Here is a 17801-nt window from a genome sequence, read left to right on the forward strand (position 1 = left end):
AACGATGGAGTTCGAGGTCAACGGCGAGAAGATCGACGCCGAACCGGCTGCGGGACAATGCCTTCGGATGCTCCTGCGCCGGCACGCCCACTTCGAGGTGAAGAAGGGTTGCGACGCAGGCGATTGCGGTGCGTGTTCGGTCCTCGTCGACGGGCAACCCGTGCACTCCTGCATCTTCCCCGCACAGCGCATCGCCGGGAAGTCGGTGACCACGGTCGCCGGCCTGGGCACCCCAGACGATCTGCACCCGGTACAGCAGTCCTTCGTCGACAACTTCGGCTTCCAGTGCGGGTTCTGCACCGCAGGCATGATCGTCACCGCCTCGACCCTCACCCCGGACGACCTCCCCGATCTGCCGCGGCGGATGAAGGGGAACATCTGCCGCTGCACCGGGTACCGCTCGATCAGGGACGCGATCGGCAACGCCGTGGCACCCGCTCCGCCCCACCCGGACGGAGTCGGGGCCGAGGACAGCGGCACGGGCGTCGGCACTTCGGTGTGCCCGCCCGCGGCCCGACGCGTCGTGACCGGCACCGAGGCGTACACCTTCGACGTCCCCGTCGACGGCGCACTGCACATCCACGTACTCGGTTCGCCGCACGCGCATGCACGAATCCTGTCGATCGACACGAGCGACGCGTCCGCCCTCCCCGGCGTGGAGGCGATCCTCACCCACGAGAATGTCTCGACGCCAAGGTTTTCCACGGGGCGCCACCAGAACCGGCTCGAAGACCCGGACGACACCCTCGTCTTCGATCGCATCGTGCGTTTCGTCGGGCAGCGCGTCGCGGCCGTCGTCGCGGCGACACCGGGAATCGCGGAACAGGCCGCCGCGCTGATCCGCGTCGACTACGAGGAACTGCCCGCGGTCTTCGACCCCGAGGAGGCACGCGCTCCCGGGGCTCCGGTCATCCACCCCGACCGCACCGCCGAAGACCGGGTGATGGATACCGAACGCAACCTCGTCGCCGCCTTCCACGAGGGCTTCGGCGGCGACGTCGACGAGGCGCTCGCCGCGGCGCCGACGACCGTGCACGGAACGTGGCGCACCGGACGGGTCACCCACGCACAGTTGGAAACCCACGGTTCGATCGCCTGGACCGATGCCACCGGACGTCTGGTCGTCCGCACGAGCACGCAGGTCCCCTTCCTGGTGCGCGACGAACTCGCCCGGCTTCTCGAGCTGCCGCCTGAGAAGGTCCGGGTGTTCAGCGGCCGCGTCGGCGGCGGTTTCGGCGGCAAACAGGAGATGCTGACCGAGGATCTCGCCGCCGTCGCCACCCTGCGTACCGGTCGCCCCTGCGTCTACGAGATGACCCGCACCGACGAGATGACGCGGACAACCTACCGCCACCCGATGCGGGTGACCGTGGATCTCGGCGCCGACGACGACGGTCTGCTCACCGCCCTCCGGGTCGACGTTCTCTCGGACACCGGCGCGTACGGCAACCACGCGATCGGCGTGATGTTCCATGCCTGCGCCGAGTCTGTCTCGGTGTACAACTGCCCGGTGAAGAGGATCGACGCCGAGGTCGTCTACACCAACAACCCGCCGTCGGGTGCCTTCCGAGGTTATGGCCTCGGACAGGTGATCTTCGCGGTCGAGTCGGCGATGGACGAGCTCGCGGTCCGTCTCGGTATCGACCCCTTCGAACTCCGGCGACGCAATGCCGTCGCCGACGGCGATCCGCTCCTCATCGCCCGCCCCGACCCCGAGATCGATCTGGTGTACGGCAGTTATGGTCTCGACCAGTGCCTCGACCTCGCCGAGTCCGCGATGCGCCGGGGCAACGGCGCCGTCCTCCCGCCCGCCCCGCGATGGCGGGTCGGTGAGGGAATGGCTATCTCCGCGATCGCCACGATGGCCCCGCGCGGCCATTTCGCCGACGTCACGGTGGCCGTCGACTCCGCCGGCACCTATCACGTCGGCGTGGGCACCTGCGAGTTCGGCAACGGCACCACGACGGTCCACACGCAGATCGTCGCGAGCGCGCTGTCTACCGCGCCGGAGCGTGTCACGTTGTGGCACGGGGACACCGACGCCGTGCCACATGACACCGGCGCATTCGCCTCCGCGGGCACCACCGTCGCCGGAAAGGCCGTGTACAGCGCGGGTCTCGCGCTCCGCAGCATTCTCGTCGAGGCCGCGAGCCGCCTTACCGGCGCTGATCCCGACCAGGTCGAATTGGGCCCGGACGGAGCCGTCGCCGGCGATCGGCTGGTCGGTTTTCGCCACCTGATCGACGCGGTCGACGACAGTCACCGCGTGCTGTTCCCGGACGGCCCGCGGGCCGTGGCGACCGGCGAGGAACGGGGCGAGATGCGTTCCATCGCTTTCGATGTGCAGGCCTTCCGGGTGGCGGTGGACACCGAGACCGGCGCCGTCGCGATCCTGCAGTCGGTCCACGCGTCCGACGCCGGGACCGTGATGAATCCCGAGCAGTGCCGGGGACAGGTGGAAGGCGGTGTGGCACAGGGTATCGGCGCGGCCCTCTTCGAGGAGATCATGCTCGACAACGGATCCCCCGTGACCAAGGTGTTCCGCACCTATCGTGTCCCCCAGATGGCGGACATCCCGTTCACCGAGGTCTACTTCGCCGAAACCGCCGATCAACTCGGCCCTTTCGGCGCGAAGTCGATGTCGGAGTCACCCTTCAATCCTGTAGCTCCCGCGCTGGCCAATGCCGTCCGGCGCGCCCTCGGCGTCCGCCCCTATGAGACGCCGATGTCACGAGACCGGATCTGGCGGCTCACGCACCCTGAGCCGTCGAGAAGGTAGCGACGTAAAGGCGTGCCAAACATCCGACAAATAGTCGGTAAACAATTGTTTCCATCCCTAACAACTTGGCGCCCAAGTTGTTTCGTTTCAGAGTCCAATTCGGGACCAGATATCGAACAGTTCGCCGGAAATCCTGCGAATTCACCTGTCAGAGTCGCACACTCCTCACTATCCACTGTCCAGAGGAGGGCGTCATGACACATACTGCACCCGGAGAAGAGCGCGGAACCCTGTCTGCCAAGCAGGGAATCGCCGCCGGGACGTCCATCGGCGCGGCGATCATCCTGATCGTCGTCGGAGTCGTCCAACTCGCCCAGGGAATCGCCGCGGTAGCCGAAGACGAGGTCTTCGTCCGCGGGGTCGAATACGTCTACAAGTTCGACTTCACGACGTGGGGCTGGATTCACATCGTGCTCGGAGCCATCGCGATCATCGTCGGTGCCGGACTCGTCAGCGGGGCGGGTTGGGCCCGGTTCACCGCCATCGTCATCGCCGGCCTGTCCATCATCGCCAACTTCCTGTGGCTGCCGTACTACCCGTGGTGGTCGATCCTGATCATCGCGCTCGACGTGGTCGTCATCTGGGCCGTATCGACCTGGAACCCCCGGGCCGAGTACTGACGCCGACCGGCGCCGGCCCATGAACACGGAGAACCCTGGGCCCGATCAAGATCCCCCCGGGAGTACCGGCTCGATCAGCGCGTCGGAACGTGCCGAACTCGAGCAGTTGCGCGCCGAGGTCGCGACACTGCGCGCGAGTGCCGACACCGGTGGGACCGCACCGCCGGAGACCACCAAACGGCGCACGACCTGGCGCTGGGTCGCGGTGGGAATCTTGTGTGTCCTGGTCGCCCTGCTGGCCATCCTCTCGGTGACGTCCCGATTCGTCCGCGGCGAGATCCTCGACACCGACCGATACGTGACGACAGTCGCACCGCTGGCCTCGGATCCGGCGCTGCAGCAGGAGATCACCAACACCGTCACCGACGAAATCTTCACCCGCATCGACGTCGAGGCGCTGACCGCGTCCGCGCTCAACGCACTGACCGATGCGGTACCGGCCACGGAGACCGCCCCCCGCGTGGACCGTGCCATCGACGGATTGGCGCCCGTTCTCGCCGCTCAGGCCCGCACCTTCGTGCAGCAGACGGTGGCGTCCCTGGTCGAGAGCGACCAGTTCGAGACCCTGTGGGTGGAGGCGAACCGCCGGGGCCACACCGCCCTGGTCGCCGTGGTGACCGGTGAGGTCGGGCCGTCCTCGGTCACCGTCGACGAGTCGGGAACGGTGAGCATCTCGCTGGGCGCCGTCATCGACAACGTCAAGGCCCGCCTCCTGGACCGCGGGTTCACCTTCGCCGAGAAGATCCCCGCGGTCGACAAGGAGTTCGTTCTCTTCCGGTCACCGGAACTCGTCCGCGCACAACGTGCCGTGTCCGCCCTCGACACCGCCGCCGACGTCCTGCCGTGGCTCGCGATCGCGTGCGCCCTCGGTGCCGTCGCGGCGGCACCGAGGGGTCGACGCCTACGTGCGCTGTCCGTGGTCGGCCTGACCCTGGTCCTGGCCATGCTGACCCTGGCGATCGCGCTGATCGTCGCGCGCGCACTGTATCTCGACGACATCCCGCCCGACGTCCTGTCCCCCGACGCCGCGACCGCCATCGCCGACGCCGTCACCGAACCACTCCGGCTCGCACTGCGTGCCGTGGCCGTCCTCGGGCTCGTGGTGGCGATCGGCGCCTTCCTGATCGGCGGATCGGCGTCGGCCGTCGCGGTCCGCCACGGATTCTCCCGCGGACTCGACTCGCTGCAGAATCTACGGAGATCACGGCCAGCGAACGCCTTCGAGTCGGCGGCCTACCGCGCACGCATCGCTCTCCGCGCTGTCGTCATCGGCGTCGCCGCGGTGCTGCTGATGTTCTGGGACTACCCCACCGGACTGGTCGTGCTGCTGATCGTCATGTGCGGCCTCATCGCCCTGCTCGTCGTCGAGATCGTGATTCGTCCGGCCCGGACGACTCCGGACGAAGCGGTGCGATGACCGAGCGAACCCGTACGGTCGTCGCCGAGGAACCGGTGTCTCGACGATGGTGGGCCCGTGCGGCACTCGCCGCGGTGATCGTCGCGATCCTCCTGCCGGTAGCGGTGGCGGGACTGCGCGAACTGCTCACGCTGTTGCTGGTCTGCGTGGCCTGCACTGTCGTCATCGTCGTGGCCGTCTACTGGTTCCTGGTCGGCGGCGGCGCCGTCCGCGTACTGGCCGCTGTCGTCGCCGTCGTTCCCGTGCCGTTGGTCGCCGTCTTCCTCGTCCGCGAGGGTCAACTCTGGGTCGTGCTCGTGTCGGTGGCGCTGTTCGCCGTCGCGACAGCGTGCGCACGACGGGCATTGCGACCCCCACCGGCACAGTCGCTCATGCCGGAGCAACCGGCCCCGCCGGTGCTCCATCCCTTCCTGGTGATGAATCCGCGCTCGGGTGGCGGCAAGGTCGTCCGTTTCGACCTCCAGCGCCGGGCCGAGGCGCTCGGCGCCGAGGTCGTCCTGCTGAGCGGGCCCGAACACCTCGACGTCACCGAGCTGGCTATCGACGCGGTGCGTCGAGGCGCCGATCTGCTCGGAGTCGCCGGCGGCGACGGGACGCAGGCACTGGTGGCCGCGGTCGCCGCCGAGTATCACGTGCCGTTCCTCGTGATCAGTGCCGGAACACGAAACCACTTTGCACTCGACCTCGGCCTGGACCGGAAGGACCCCGCACGCTGTCTCGATGCCCTGCACGACGGCGTCGAGGTGCATGTCGACCTCGGCTGGATCAACGGGCGTCCATTCGTCAACAACGCGTCGTTCGGCGTCTACGCAGAGGTCGTGCAGAGTCCGCAGTACCGGGACGACAAGACCCGGACGGTCCTGCGGATGCTGCCGGACCTCCTCGGCGGCGTCACCGGCACCGGCCTGCGCGCCCGCATCGGCGACGACACCGTGACCGGGCCGCAGGCGATCCTGGTGAGCAACGGCCCCTACGCCACGAATGACGTGGCCGGCCTGGGGCGGCGCACGCGGATCGATTCCGGCCTGCTCGGTGTGGTGACGGTGTCGGTCGCCGACACCCGGCAGGCGGTGGGGCTGCTCCGACGCGGCCACGGACAGGGACTCGTACAGCGGACGGCGACCGAGGTCGTCGTCGAGGCCGACGCCGCGGAGATCCCGGTCGGCATCGACGGCGAGTCGGTGCGACTCCGGACACCGGTGCGCTGCACCATCTCCCCCGCGGCACTGCGGGTCCGTGTTCCACGCGAGCGCCCGGAGATCCGCGTCGCACCACCGCAACTGGACTGGGTCCGACTGTGGAATCTACTCCGGCCCGGAGCGGTCAGGGGTTGAGTCGGGGGCCGACCCGGGCGGCGATTGGACGCTCCGATATGCCTCGACAGCCGACTCGACCGTCGGGAAGAACCGGTCCTCGTCGAACCGGCCGTCGACGACGAAGCGGATGAGTTTGTCCTTCACCGGTCCCTTCAGCTCCGCGAACACCAGACGGATCGAGGACGATTCGAGTGCACGGTCGAGATCGATGAGCTCGTCGACGGCGGTGGTGTCGAGACCGGTGATCGGTTCGGCTGCGACGACGACCCACTTGACCGGTGGCTCGCTGTGCGCCACCACATCCCGGACGTGCGCGGCGAAGATCTTGCCGTTGGCGAAGAACAGCGGTGCGTCGAAGCGGACCAGCACGAGCCCGGGAATCCGGCGTCCCTCCGGATGCCGGGTGACATCGAGAAAGCCCGTTCCCTCCAGCTCCACCAGCTCCGTACGATAGGGCTGCCAGGCCCTCGCCACCACGGCCACGAAGGACAACCCGATCGCGACCAGGATGCCCTCGAGCACACCCACGAGCGCGACGCCGACGAAAGCGGCTGCCGCCAAACCGAATTCGAGCTTGCTCAACCGCCAGATCCGGACCATTCCGGATATGTCGATGAGCGCGGTCGCCGCGACGATCACGACCGCCGCCAGCGTGGCGTCGGGTAGATAGGCGGTGACGCCGGGAGCCACGAGGACGAAGACCAGCACCGCGGCCGCCCCGACCACTCCCGCGAGTTGCGTGCGTGCGCCGGCCTGTTCGGCGACCGGCGTACGTGAACCGCTGGCGGAGATGGGGAATCCGCCGAACAGGCCGGAGGCGATGTTGGCCGTTCCGATCGCCTTCATCTCCGTACTCCCGTCGACATCCTCACCGCGCCGGGCGGCGAATGTCCGTGAGAGCACGCCGGAGTCGGCGAAGGCGATGAGCGCGATTCCCGCGGCCGGCCCGAGAAGCGAGAGCACGTCGTTCCAGTCGGTCCCGCCGTACTGAGGAAGGGGCAGACCTGCCGGCAGGGCGCCGACCATCCCGATGTCGTCGTCGAGCCCGAGCACGGCCGTCACCACGATCGAACCGACCACGGCGACGAGGACACCCGGTACCCGTGCGAGCCACCGCCGGAACGCGACAATCACGACGAGACCGGCGAATCCCATCGCGGCGGCAGCCGTGTCGGTCTTCCCGTCCAGCACCGAGGTGACGATCGCGCCGACCTCCTCGAACAGACCCGAGGCGTCGACCGAGAAGCCCAACAGCTTCGGCAGCTGTCCGATGACGACGATGAGCGCGATCGCGTTGAGGTACCCGAGTCTCAGCGGCTTGGAGAGGAGTTCGGTGACGAAGCCGAGCCGGAGGAATCCGCCCAGGACGAGAATCGCCCCGACCAGTACGGCGAGGATTCCGGCGAGCGCCAGAGCGTCCTCCGGGTCACCGACGGCGGCCAGCGGCAGCACCGCTGCGGCGATCAGCGGCGCGAGCGACGAATCCGGGCCGAGCACAAGGATCTTCGACGGTCCGACCACGGCGTAAGCCGTCAACGGCACGATCGTCGCCCACAGCCCGGCATACGCGGGCAGCCCGGCGGCTTCGGCGTAACCCATCCCGGCAGGGATCAGGAGCGCGGTCAGCACCAGCCCGGCGGTGACGTCTGTACGAAGCCACTCGCGTTTGTAGCTCCGGGCCGTCGCGAGCCCTGGAAGGCGCCACAGCGTGGCGACGCCGCTCATGCGCGTGCCCGCCGCGGTGCGACGGCGACGCACTGATCACCGGTCATGTCACCGCGCCTAGTAGGGAGTGGGAATCCAGTGCAGCGCCTGGTCCGGCTGTCGGTAGCCGTGCGCCTTCTGCCGCTTCGGCAATGTGACCTCGGGACGTTCCAACGGGTCGTAGGGCACCTGACCGAGGAGATGGCTGATCACGTTGAGCCGACCGCGTTTTTTGTCGTCATTGGAGGTGACATACCAAGGTGCCCAACCGGTGTCGGTGTAGCGGAACATCTCGTCGCGAGCCCGGGAGAAGTCGTACCAACGGCTGTAGGATTCGAGATCGGTCTTCGACAGCTTCCAGGTCTTGCGCGGATCGTCGATGCGACTCTGCAGGCGCTGGGTCTGCTGCTCCTGGCTGACCTCGAGCCAGTACTTCAGGAGGATGATCCCCGACTCGACCATCGCCCGCTCGACACTCGGGGTGTATTCCAGGAACTGGTGGACCTGTTCCTCCGTGCAGAATCCGAGCACACGCTCGATCCCGGCACGGTTGTACCAACTCCGGTCGAAGATGACGACCTCACCCGCTGCCGGAAGGTGCGGTACATACCGCTGGAGATACAGCTGCGACTTCTCACGTTCGGACGGGACGGGCAGCGCGACGGTGCGGAACACTCGCGGGCTCACCCGCGCCGTGATCGCCTTGATGACACCCCCCTTGCCTGCCGTGTCCCGACCCTTGAAGACCACGCACACCTTGGCCCCCGACGACCTGACCCATTCCTGCATCGCCACCAGTTCGGCATGCAGGGGTTTGAGCGCCTTCCGGTATGCCTTGTCCGACATCGGACCGGCGGACCCGTCCGGTCGACCACCGACCAGCTCTCCGGTCGCTGACAGTTCGGGAGACATCTCCCGGTGCTTCTTCCCACCCATCGTTCACCTCACCATCGCGGAACGGCATGGGCAGCACAGCGAGGTCCCGAACTCCAGACACGAAGAGAAATACCGGAAACCTACGATTTGCCCGATTTGACGAATGCGACCGGAAACGAGCTTCGTCGCCACCGGATACGCGCGGTACCCACCTGCTGACATCGCCACCTCTTTCCTCGACGGACTGGGCGAGTCACGTCGAATTGTCGACCGCCGGGCGCACGTTCACATCCGAATGCGCCGAACCGGGCCCAGAATTGCGCCGGTCCGCAATCAGGCCGTGAAAAAACGGCCCCGGCAGAGCTGCCGGGGCCGTCACCTCTCCCGGTGCATCAACCGCGCAGCAGCCCCTTGGCGACGTGGGTCACCTGGATCTCGTTGCTGCCGGCGTAGATCATGAGCGACTTGGCATCTCGCGCGAGCTGCTCGACGCGGTACTCGGCCATGTAGCCGTTGCCGCCGAAGAGCTGGACGGCCTCCATCGCGACATCGGTGGCGGCCTTCGACGAGTAGAGCTTCATCGCCGACGCCTCCGACAGGCTCAGCGGCTTACCCGCCTTGCCGCGCTCGATCGCGCTGAAGAGCATGTTCTGCACGTTGATCCGGGCGATCTCCATCTCGGCGAGCTTGAGCTGGATGAGCTGGAACTGGGCGATCTCCTGACCCCACAGCTTGCGCGTCTTGGCGTAGTCGATCGACAGTCGTTGTGCCTCGTTGATGATGCCCAGCGAGAGCGCGGCGATGCCGACTCGTTCGGCGGTGAACCCGGCCTTCGCGCCTTCGGAGCCGCGCGAATCCTCACCGGTGTCCTCGGTCTCGCCGAGCAGACGGTCCTTGCCGACCCGGACGTTGTCGAAGAACAGCTCGCCGGTCGGCGAGCTCATCATGCCCATCTTCTTGAACGGCTTGCCCTGCGTCAGGCCCGGCATCCCCTTGTCGAGGACGAAGGACAGCACCTTGCGGTCACGCATGGGGGTACCGCTGCCGTCGTCGAGCTTCGCGAACACGACGATGGTGTCGGCGTACGGGCCGTTGGTGATGAACGTCTTCTGGCCGTTCAGGATGTAGTCGTCACCGTCGCGGCGGACCGTGGTCTTCATGCCGCCGAGAGCGTCGGAGCCCGAATCAGGTTCGGTGATCGCCCAGGCGCCGACCTTCTCCATGGTGACCAGCTCGGGCAGCCAGCGCTTCTTCTGGGCGAGCGTGCCCTTGCCCCGGATCGTCGAGGCGGTCAGGCCCATGCTCACACCGAGCGAGGCGACGAGGCCCAGGCACACACCGGCAAGCTCGATGTTGACCATCATGAACATCGAACCGCCCATGCCACCACCCTCGCCGGACGATTTCTTCTTCTCCCCGTTGGCCTCTGTCTCGAGTTCCTTTTCCAGCGCGTCCTTGGCCATCGCGTCGACCCCGAAGGTCGACAGCAGCTTGCGGGTGATGTCGTACGGAGGCAGCACGCCGGACTCGAGCTCGTCGAGATGTGGCCGGATCTCCTTGTCGATGAACGCGCGCAGCGCATCCCGCACCATCAGATCTTCATCGGACCACTCGAACATCGTCACTCTCCCCAGACAGTGCCCGCCGGGGGCGAACACGTTTCAGTTTTGCCGACTCAACTGTGTCAGGAGTCACTCACGATGTCTAGGTACGTCCGCCCGATTCTGTTTCTTCAGGGCGAATTCTCAGGGGCGGCCAGTGGTAGCAGGCCGCCGGCCGGACCTCGCACCGGAAGTATCCCGTGGCGTCGTCGCACAGAAGTGCCTGCGCGACGGGCATGGCCACGACGATCGACGCCCCGACGGTGATCGTGCGGTCGCGCCAGTCGTGCACCCGTCGCACGAACGCCTCGACACTCTCGCCGCCATGGGGCCGGGCCGCCGGATCGGTGAAGAAGGCCGCGAGCTCGCGTGGATCGATGTCCTCGGGCGCCGATCCCGCCCAGTTCCCGACATCGAGCGTGCGAAGCGCGTCGTCGACCTCGACCCGACCACCCAGGAGCCGGGCGCTCTCGAGTGTCGCGGGCTCGGGCCCGCAGAAGGACACCGGCCCGACGAGGGACGCGGCGAGCGCTTCGACGTCACGGCGGCCGCGGTCGTCCAGCGACGCGTCACCGCCGAGGCGCACCGATCGATTGGGACCGGTGCGCCCGGCGGTGATGATCTGCACAGGAATGGCAGTGCGCGGTCAGCTCTGCACGGCGTCGACCGTCGGCGACGTGCTGGAGCTCTTCGACCGCGCCATCGCGCCGAGGATCAGCGCGAAGGTCACCGTCAGCACCGTCCAGAGGATCACCTGGTTGGTGATCGTGTACACGCGGAAGTCGGCGACGACGTCCGCCGGGAAGCCGGGGAACACGATCTGGCCGGCGTCGGTGCGCACCGGCTCGGGCACCTCGTCGAACGACGGCAGCAGCGCGATGGTGACGCCGACCGCGATCACGTACGCGGCACCGCCCACGACGGCCGACACCAGTCCGCCGATCCTCGGCCGCAACCACAGCGCGAGTGCGACGGCCACGATCATCAGCACGACCGACGCGATCGTGACGGTCAGGAATGCACCCGTCCGTTCCCCGATCGTGTCGTCGTCCCCGACCGCAGGCGGGTTGGCCGGGTAGGCGAAGAACGGAACACCGAAGACGGCGACGAAACCGATAGCGCCGAGCGCCCCGGCGACCGCGCGGGCATCGGTGGCCGGATACCGGTTGCCGAGGTAGCTCCACAGCACGGTGAAGGCGACCCCGAAGAACGCACCCATGCACAGGGCGAACACCAGGTTTCCGACGCCGGCGCCCAGATTCTCCTGCATGGCGCGGGTGAAGACCTCGCCGCCGTCGCCGTGCGAATGGCCGCCGACCGTATGTGCCAGCGCCTCTTCGGCTTCCGAGCGTTCACCCTCGTAGTCGACGGCCTTCGACACCACGGGTTCGAGGTAGAACCGTGCGAAGACGAACGAGATGATGCCGGCGATCAGGCCCGAGAGCAGACCTGCGCCGATGAGTTTCTTCTCCATGTGAACTTGTCCCTACGTTGTGAGAGTCAGGCCGACGAAGTGCGGTGAACGCTCAGTGGCAGGGAAAGCCGAGGAAGTGGCGGGAGTCGTGCACGAACTCGTGCACATAGGTGTTCTCCCCGAAGACCGACACGACGCCCTGGTCGTAGCCGAGGAAGTAGTAGGCGAGCCCGGCCAGGAGGACCGTGAGGCTCAGCCAGATCGCTGCGCTCGCGACCGACAGGTTCGGTACCGAAATCGCACGGGTGGGTGACTTGACTGCTTCGGCCGTACGGGGAGACGTCATGGGATTGTCCTTTCGCCGATCTCGCGTCGGTGAGTGTGTCGGATCTTTTGGCGCCGGCACGGCATCCTGACTCACGTCTTCCCCAGGCGCCGTCGAAATCCTCGACCGCGTCCGGCGTTGTCGTTCACAGTGGCGCGACCGCTCCGGATTCTCACCGGATTCCCCGTACAGGCGTGAGATGACTGTATACCCAGACCTGTCGCACATGTGAGACATAGTGGAGAGATGCCCCGCCCCTCGGTTCTCGATCGCTTCACCGCCCCCACCCGGCGATGGTTCACCGGAGCGTTCACCAAGCCGACCGCGGCCCAGAAAGGCGCCTGGACCTCGATCGCCGACGGCGCGAACACCCTGGTCATCGCCCCGACCGGGTCCGGCAAGACGCTCGCGGCATTCCTCTGGGCTCTCGACCGGCTGGCCGCCGACGCCGCCACCCGCCGTCCGGGCACGAAGGTCGTCTACATCTCGCCGCTGAAGGCGCTCGCCGTCGACGTGGAGCGCAATCTGCGCGCGCCCCTCACCGGGATCACCCGTGCGGCGCAGGAATTGGACCTGCCCGAACCGAACATTACGGTCGGTGTCCGGTCCGGCGACACCTCGGCCGCCGACCGCCGCGCTCTGGTGAAGACCCCGCCCGACATCCTGATCACCACGCCCGAGTCGCTCTACCTCATGCTGACCTCCGCGGCCCGGGAGAGCCTCACGAATGTCGAGGCGATCATCGTCGACGAGGTCCACGCGGTCGCCGCCACCAAACGCGGCACACATCTGGCCCTGACCCTCGAGCGCCTCGACGAGCTGCTCGAGAAGCCCGCCCAACGGATAGGCCTGTCGGCGACCGTGCGGCCTCCCGAGGTCGTTGCCGGGTACCTGTCCGGCTCGGCGCCCTGCCAGGTCGTCAAGCCCAAGGCCGACAAGACCTTCGATCTCCGCGTCGACGTGCCGGTCGAGGACATGGCGAACATCCCGCCGGCACCCGGCCCGGACGGCGCCGACCCGGCCGAGCTCGACGACGCATTCTCCCCCACGGCCGGTTCGCTGTGGCCGTACGTGGAGGCGTCGATCGTCGACCAGATCGAGGCCAACCGGGCGACGATCGTGTTCGCGAACTCCCGTCGGCTCGCCGAGAAGCTGACCGCGCGGCTCAACGAGATCCACGCCGAGCGGCAGGGTGTCACGCCCGAGCCCACCGCCAACCCGACGGTCGCGGGCGGGGCTCCCGCGTTCGTGATGGGCAGCGGGGCGAGTTCCGGCGCCGAGGCGGTCCTCGCGCGGGCACACCACGGTTCGGTGAGCAAGGAGCAGCGCGCGCAGATCGAGGACGACCTCAAGGCCGGTCGCCTGTCCTGCGTCGTGGCGACCAGCTCGCTCGAACTCGGTATCGACATGGGTGCGGTGGATCTCGTGATCCAGGTGGAGGCCCCGCCGTCGGTGGCCAGCGGCCTGCAGCGCATCGGCCGCGCCGGCCATCAGGTGGGCGAGATCAGCCAGGGCATCCTCTATCCCAAACACCGCACCGATCTGCTGCACTGCACGGTCACCGTCGGGCGCATGCTCGACGGTGCGATCGAGGAGATCAAGGTTCCCCAGAATCCCCTCGACATCCTCGCGCAGCAGACCATCGCGGCCGCCGCCGTCGACGATCTCGAGGTCGACCACTGGTACGAGGTCGTTCGCCGGGCGGCTCCCTACCGCGACCTCGGACGCGGGGTCTTCGACGCCACCCTCGATCTCATCGCCGGGCGGTTCCCCTCCGACGAGTTCGCCGAACTCCGGCCGCGGGTCAACTGGGACCGCGACGCGGGCGTGATCACCGGACGCCGTGGCGCCCAACGGCTCGCCGTCACCTCCGGCGGGTCCATCCCCGATCGCGGACTGTTCGGCGTCTTCATGGTCGGCGAGAAGTCCACGCGCGTGGGCGAACTCGACGAGGAGATGGTGTACGAGTCGCGGGTCGGCGATGTCTTCGCGCTGGGCGCGACGAGCTGGCGCATCGAGGACATCACCCACGACCGCGTCCTGGTGTCGCCGGCCTTCGGGCAACCCGGCAGGCTGCCGTTCTGGATCGGCGACGCGATCGGACGTCCCGCCGAACTCGGTGCGGCGATCGGCGCGTTCACCGGGGCCATCGCCGATCCCGGGAAACTCGACGCCCATGCCGAGAGGCTCGGACTCACCGAGAACGCCCGCACCAACCTGGCCACGCTCATCGCCGAACAGCGCGAGGCGACCGGTCACCTCCCCACCGACCGGACGCTCGTCGTCGAACGGTTCCGCGACGAACTCGGCGACTGGCGCGTCATCCTGCACTCCCCCTATGGCTTGCGTGTCCACGCGCCGTGGGCGAGCGCCATCTCCCAACGACTCCTCGCGACACTGGGTATCGAGGGCGCCACCACCGCCTCCGACGACGGCATCATCCTGCGTCTGCCCGACACCGACGACGCACCCCCGGGTGCCGACGTCTTCCTCCTCGATCCCGACGAGGTCGAACAGCTCGTGACCGACGGTCTCGCCGACTCGTCGATGTTCGCCTCGCGGTTCCGCGAATGTGCCGCGCGCGCACTGCTCCTGCCGCGGCGCGATCCCGGCCGGCGCGCGCCGCTGTGGCAGCAGCGGCAGCGCAGCGCCCAATTGCTCTCCGTCGCATCCAAGTTCCCGGACTTCCCGATCGTCCTCGAAGCGGTTCGCGAGTGCCTGCAGGACGTGTACGACCTCCCGGCACTGCTCGACCTGCTCGGCCGCATCCGGTCGCGCCGGATCCGCGTCGTGGAGACCGAGACCCCGAGTCCGTCGCCGTTCGCGGCGTCGCTGCTGTTCGGCTACGTCGGCGCCTTCATGTACGCCGACGACGCGCCGCTCGCCGAACGTCGAGCCGCCGCCCTGTCCCTCGACACCAGCCTCCTCGCGCAGCTGCTCGGCCGCGTCGACCTGCGTGAGCTCCTCGATCCCGGCGTCATCGCCGAGGTCATCGCCCGCCTGCAACGCCTGTCACCCGACCGCCAGGCACGCGACGCCGAGGACGTCGTCGACCTCCTCCGCTGGCTCGGACCGCTGACCACCGAGGAGGTCGAGCCGAGATATCGGGGAGAAGCGGCGGTGGCCGAGGTGCTGGCCGAGCTGCACCGCAGCGGGCAGATCATCTCGGTCAACCACAACCGGCGCGCGCTGTGGGCGTCGATCGACGACACCGCACGACTCCGCGACGCACTCGGAGTCCCTGCACCGATGGGCATCCCGGCGGCCTACCTCGAACCGGTACCCGACCCGGTCGGCGACCTCATCGGGCGCTACGCCCGCACCCACGGGCCCTTCACCGTCACCGACGCGGCGGCGTCCCTGGGCATCGCGACCGCCGTCGTCCGCGACACCCTGGCCCGCCTCGCCGCGGAACGACGCGTCGTCGAAGGTGATTTCCTGCCCGAGACCGGCACCGCCGATCCGGCCCAGGGAGCGGCACCGACCACCCAGTGGTGCCACACCGACGTCCTCGGTCAGATCCGGCGCGGGTCGCTCGCCGCGAGCCGGGCCGAGGTCGCACCGGTCGGCACCGAGGTTCTCACCCGCTTCCTCGTGGAATGGCAGCACGGTTCGCCCGGAACGCAGCTCAGCGGGGTCGACGGCCTCGCCACCGTCATCGACCAGCTGGCCGGTTACCCGCTGCCGGCGTCGGCCTGGGAGTCGCTGATATTGCCCGCGCGCGTCTCGGACTATGCCCCGTCCATGCTCGACGAGCTGCTGAGCAGCGGCGAGGTCGTGTGGTCGGGGCACGGCCGCATCGGCAACGCCGACGGCTGGGTGGCCCTGCACCCCGCCGACGTGGCCGCGTTCTCCATCTCCGAGGCCGACACCATCGACACCACGGCCCTGCACGATGCGATCACCACCGCACTCCACCCCGGTGGTGCACTGCGGTTCCCGCAGATCGCCGCGGACATCAGCACCGGCACCACGACGCCGGCCGCGGACATCGAATCCGCACTCTGGGACCTGGTCTGGGCGGGACAGGTCAGCAATGACACGTTCGCACCCGTCCGCGCACTGCTGCATCCCCGGCGCAGCCCGACGACGCCACGGTCGGCGCCCGCCCACCGCGCCCGCGGCAGGGCCCCACGACTCCGCGCCGGTCGCCTCTCCGCGCGCTACCTGACCGAGCACGCCTCCGGGCCGCCGGTGTCGCCGACCGCGAGCGGCCGGTGGTTCGCCCTGGACCGACCCGAGATCGACCCGACCATCGCCACGCAGGCACTGTGCGACCAACTGCTCACGCGCTACGGCGTGATCACGCGGGGCAGCGTCACCGCCGAGGAGGTGACCGGCGGATTCGCCCGGGTGTACAAGGCGCTCACCATTTTCGAGGACAACGGCCAGGTCCGCCGCGGCTACTACGTCGACGGCCTCGGCGGCGCGCAGTTCGCCTCCCCGGCCACGGTCGACGAGTTGCGGCGTCACGCTCTCCCCGACCGCAAGCCGCCGCGCGAGGCGACCATCCTCGCCGCCACCGACCCCGGCAACCCATACGGCGCGGCGCTGGAGTGGCCACGATCCCGCGACGCCGACGCGGGACACCGCCCGGGCCGCAAGCCCGGCGCCCTGGTGGTGCTCGTCGACGGCGAACTCGTGTGCTTCGTCGAGCGTGGCGGCAAGACGCTGCTGACGTTCACCGATTCGATCCCGGCGCTGGAATCCGCCGCCGGCGCGCTGGTGGCCCTGGTCCGCGCCGGCCGGATCTCCCGGCTGACCATCGACGCGATCGACTCCGAACCGGCGCGCGGCACCGATTTCGGGAAGGTGCTTGTCGAGGCCGGTTTCTCCACGACCCCGCGCGGCATCCGACTCCGGTACGGAACCCATGCCTGAGGGCGACACCGTCTTCGCCGCGGCCGCGCGGCTGCGTCAGGGGCTGGAGGGACGAACCCTCACGTCGACGCAGTTCCGCATCCCGTCGCTCGCGACGTCGGACCTGTCGGGACGGACCGTCGTCTCCGTCCGATCGAGGGGCAAGCATCTGCTCATCGACGTCGGCGAGAGCGAGCCCGGCGCGGGCGACGCGCTCAGCATCCACTCGCATCTGAAGATGGAGGGCGTTTGGCACGTGCATCGCCGGGGCCAGAAGTGGCGTCGCCCCGCCTATCAGGCGCGCGTCGTGCTGCGCACCGACGACCACGAGGCCGTCGGCTTCGACCTCGGCACGCTCGAACTGCTCGCCGACCCGGACGCCGCCCTCGCGTATCTGGGACCGGACCTGCTGGCCGACGACTTCGACCGCGAGGAGGCGATCCGACGCCTCGCCGCCGACCCCGACCAGACGATCGGCGCGGCACTCCTCGACCAGCGCCTCATGGCCGGCGTCGGCAACGTCTTCCGCAGCGAGATCTGTTATCTGCGTGGCGTTCTCCCGACCCGACCGGTCGGCGAGGTGGATCTCGGTCCGATGGTCGATCTCAGCCGACGTCTGTTGTGGGCCAACCGGATGCGCTCGGCTCGCACCACCACCGGCCAGACCTCACCGAACGGGCGGATGTGGGTCTACGGCCGCAAGGGACAGCTGTGCCGCCGCTGCGCGACGATCATCAAGCGCGGCGAGATCCCGTCGACCGGCGGCGATCGATCCATCTACTGGTGCCCGCGCTGCCAGACCTGATGCGTAAACCCAGCCCTGTTCCGTAGAGCCACCCCCGGCAAGTGGGCTGGGTTCACGGATAAGGGCTGGGTTTGCGATGGCGGC

12 protein-coding genes and 1 riboswitch are annotated in these 17801 nt (G+C 68.5%); of the genes, 6 read left to right on the forward strand and 6 right to left on the reverse strand.

Going from position 1 to position 17801, the window contains the following annotated elements; all coding sequences use genetic code 11:
- Positions 1-4 precede the first annotated feature (4 nt).
- From C5O27_RS18870 to C5O27_RS18885, 4 genes are all read left to right on the forward strand, one after another.
- Positions 5-2779 (forward strand): molybdopterin-dependent oxidoreductase, encoded by a 2775-nt coding sequence (locus C5O27_RS18870; protein ID WP_127963381.1) that lies wholly within the window; start codon positions 5-7, stop codon positions 2777-2779.
- A 194-nt stretch (positions 2780-2973) separates the two neighbouring features.
- Positions 2974-3399, forward strand: a complete 426-nt coding sequence (locus C5O27_RS18875; protein WP_006359229.1) for a DUF7144 family membrane protein — start codon at positions 2974-2976, stop codon at positions 3397-3399.
- A gap of 19 nt (positions 3400-3418) precedes the next feature.
- Positions 3419-4816: a hypothetical protein gene (locus C5O27_RS18880; protein ID WP_208651395.1), complete on the forward strand. Its 1398-nt coding sequence runs from the start codon at positions 3419-3421 to the stop codon at positions 4814-4816.
- On the forward strand, positions 4813-6150 hold the full coding sequence (locus tag C5O27_RS18885; protein WP_127963382.1) for a diacylglycerol/lipid kinase family protein: 1338 nt from the start codon (positions 4813-4815) through the stop codon (positions 6148-6150). The genes C5O27_RS18880 and C5O27_RS18885 overlap by 4 nt, the downstream gene beginning before the upstream one ends.
- On the opposite strand, the gene C5O27_RS18890 is transcribed toward C5O27_RS18885, so the two are convergent.
- The 6 genes from C5O27_RS18890 to C5O27_RS18915 all read right to left on the reverse strand — a co-directional run bounded on the left by C5O27_RS18890 (position 6121) and on the right by C5O27_RS18915 (position 12073).
- Entirely contained in the window at positions 6121-7857 is a 1737-nt protein-coding gene (locus C5O27_RS18890; RefSeq protein WP_127963383.1) for a SulP family inorganic anion transporter, read from the reverse strand. The genes C5O27_RS18885 and C5O27_RS18890 overlap by 30 nt on opposite strands.
- A 57-nt stretch (positions 7858-7914) precedes the next feature.
- The gene (gene ppk2 / locus C5O27_RS18895; protein WP_006359225.1) at positions 7915-8772 is read right to left on the reverse strand and encodes a polyphosphate kinase 2; all 858 of its coding nucleotides are present in this window, start codon (positions 8770-8772) and stop codon (positions 7915-7917) included.
- A 332-nt stretch (positions 8773-9104) separates the two neighbouring features.
- Positions 9105-10331 (reverse strand): acyl-CoA dehydrogenase family protein, encoded by a 1227-nt coding sequence (locus C5O27_RS18900; RefSeq protein ID WP_040004195.1) that lies wholly within the window; start codon positions 10329-10331, stop codon positions 9105-9107.
- A gap of 85 nt (positions 10332-10416) precedes the next feature.
- The gene (locus C5O27_RS18905) at positions 10417-10941 is read right to left on the reverse strand and encodes a histidine phosphatase family protein (RefSeq protein ID WP_127963384.1); all 525 of its coding nucleotides are present in this window, start codon (positions 10939-10941) and stop codon (positions 10417-10419) included.
- Between the two features lie 18 nt (positions 10942-10959).
- Complete coding sequence (locus C5O27_RS18910; RefSeq protein ID WP_006359222.1) at positions 10960-11787, reverse strand: CbtA family protein; 828 nt, start codon at positions 11785-11787, stop codon at positions 10960-10962.
- Positions 11788-11839: 52 nt separating this feature from the next.
- A complete protein-coding gene (locus tag C5O27_RS18915; RefSeq protein ID WP_127963385.1) occupies positions 11840-12073 on the reverse strand; it encodes a CbtB domain-containing protein in 234 nt (77 codons plus the stop codon).
- A 38-nt stretch (positions 12074-12111) separates the two neighbouring features.
- Positions 12112-12289: riboswitch (cobalamin riboswitch) on the reverse strand.
- A gap of 9 nt (positions 12290-12298) precedes the next feature.
- Here C5O27_RS18915 and C5O27_RS18920 point away from each other — a divergent pair.
- Together C5O27_RS18920 and C5O27_RS18925 are read left to right on the forward strand one after the other, a co-directional pair.
- Positions 12299-16933 carry an ATP-dependent helicase gene (locus C5O27_RS18920; RefSeq protein WP_127963386.1) on the forward strand — a complete coding sequence of 1545 codons (4635 nt, stop codon included), beginning with the start codon at positions 12299-12301 and terminating at the stop codon, positions 16931-16933.
- A complete protein-coding gene (locus C5O27_RS18925) occupies positions 16926-17717 on the forward strand; it encodes a DNA-formamidopyrimidine glycosylase family protein (protein WP_006359219.1) in 792 nt (263 codons plus the stop codon). The genes C5O27_RS18920 and C5O27_RS18925 overlap by 8 nt, the downstream gene beginning before the upstream one ends.
- Positions 17718-17801: the final 84 nt, after the last annotated feature.

It is taken from the genome of Gordonia alkanivorans, assembly GCF_004011905.1.
GTDB lineage: Bacteria > Actinomycetota > Actinomycetes > Mycobacteriales > Mycobacteriaceae > Gordonia > Gordonia alkanivorans.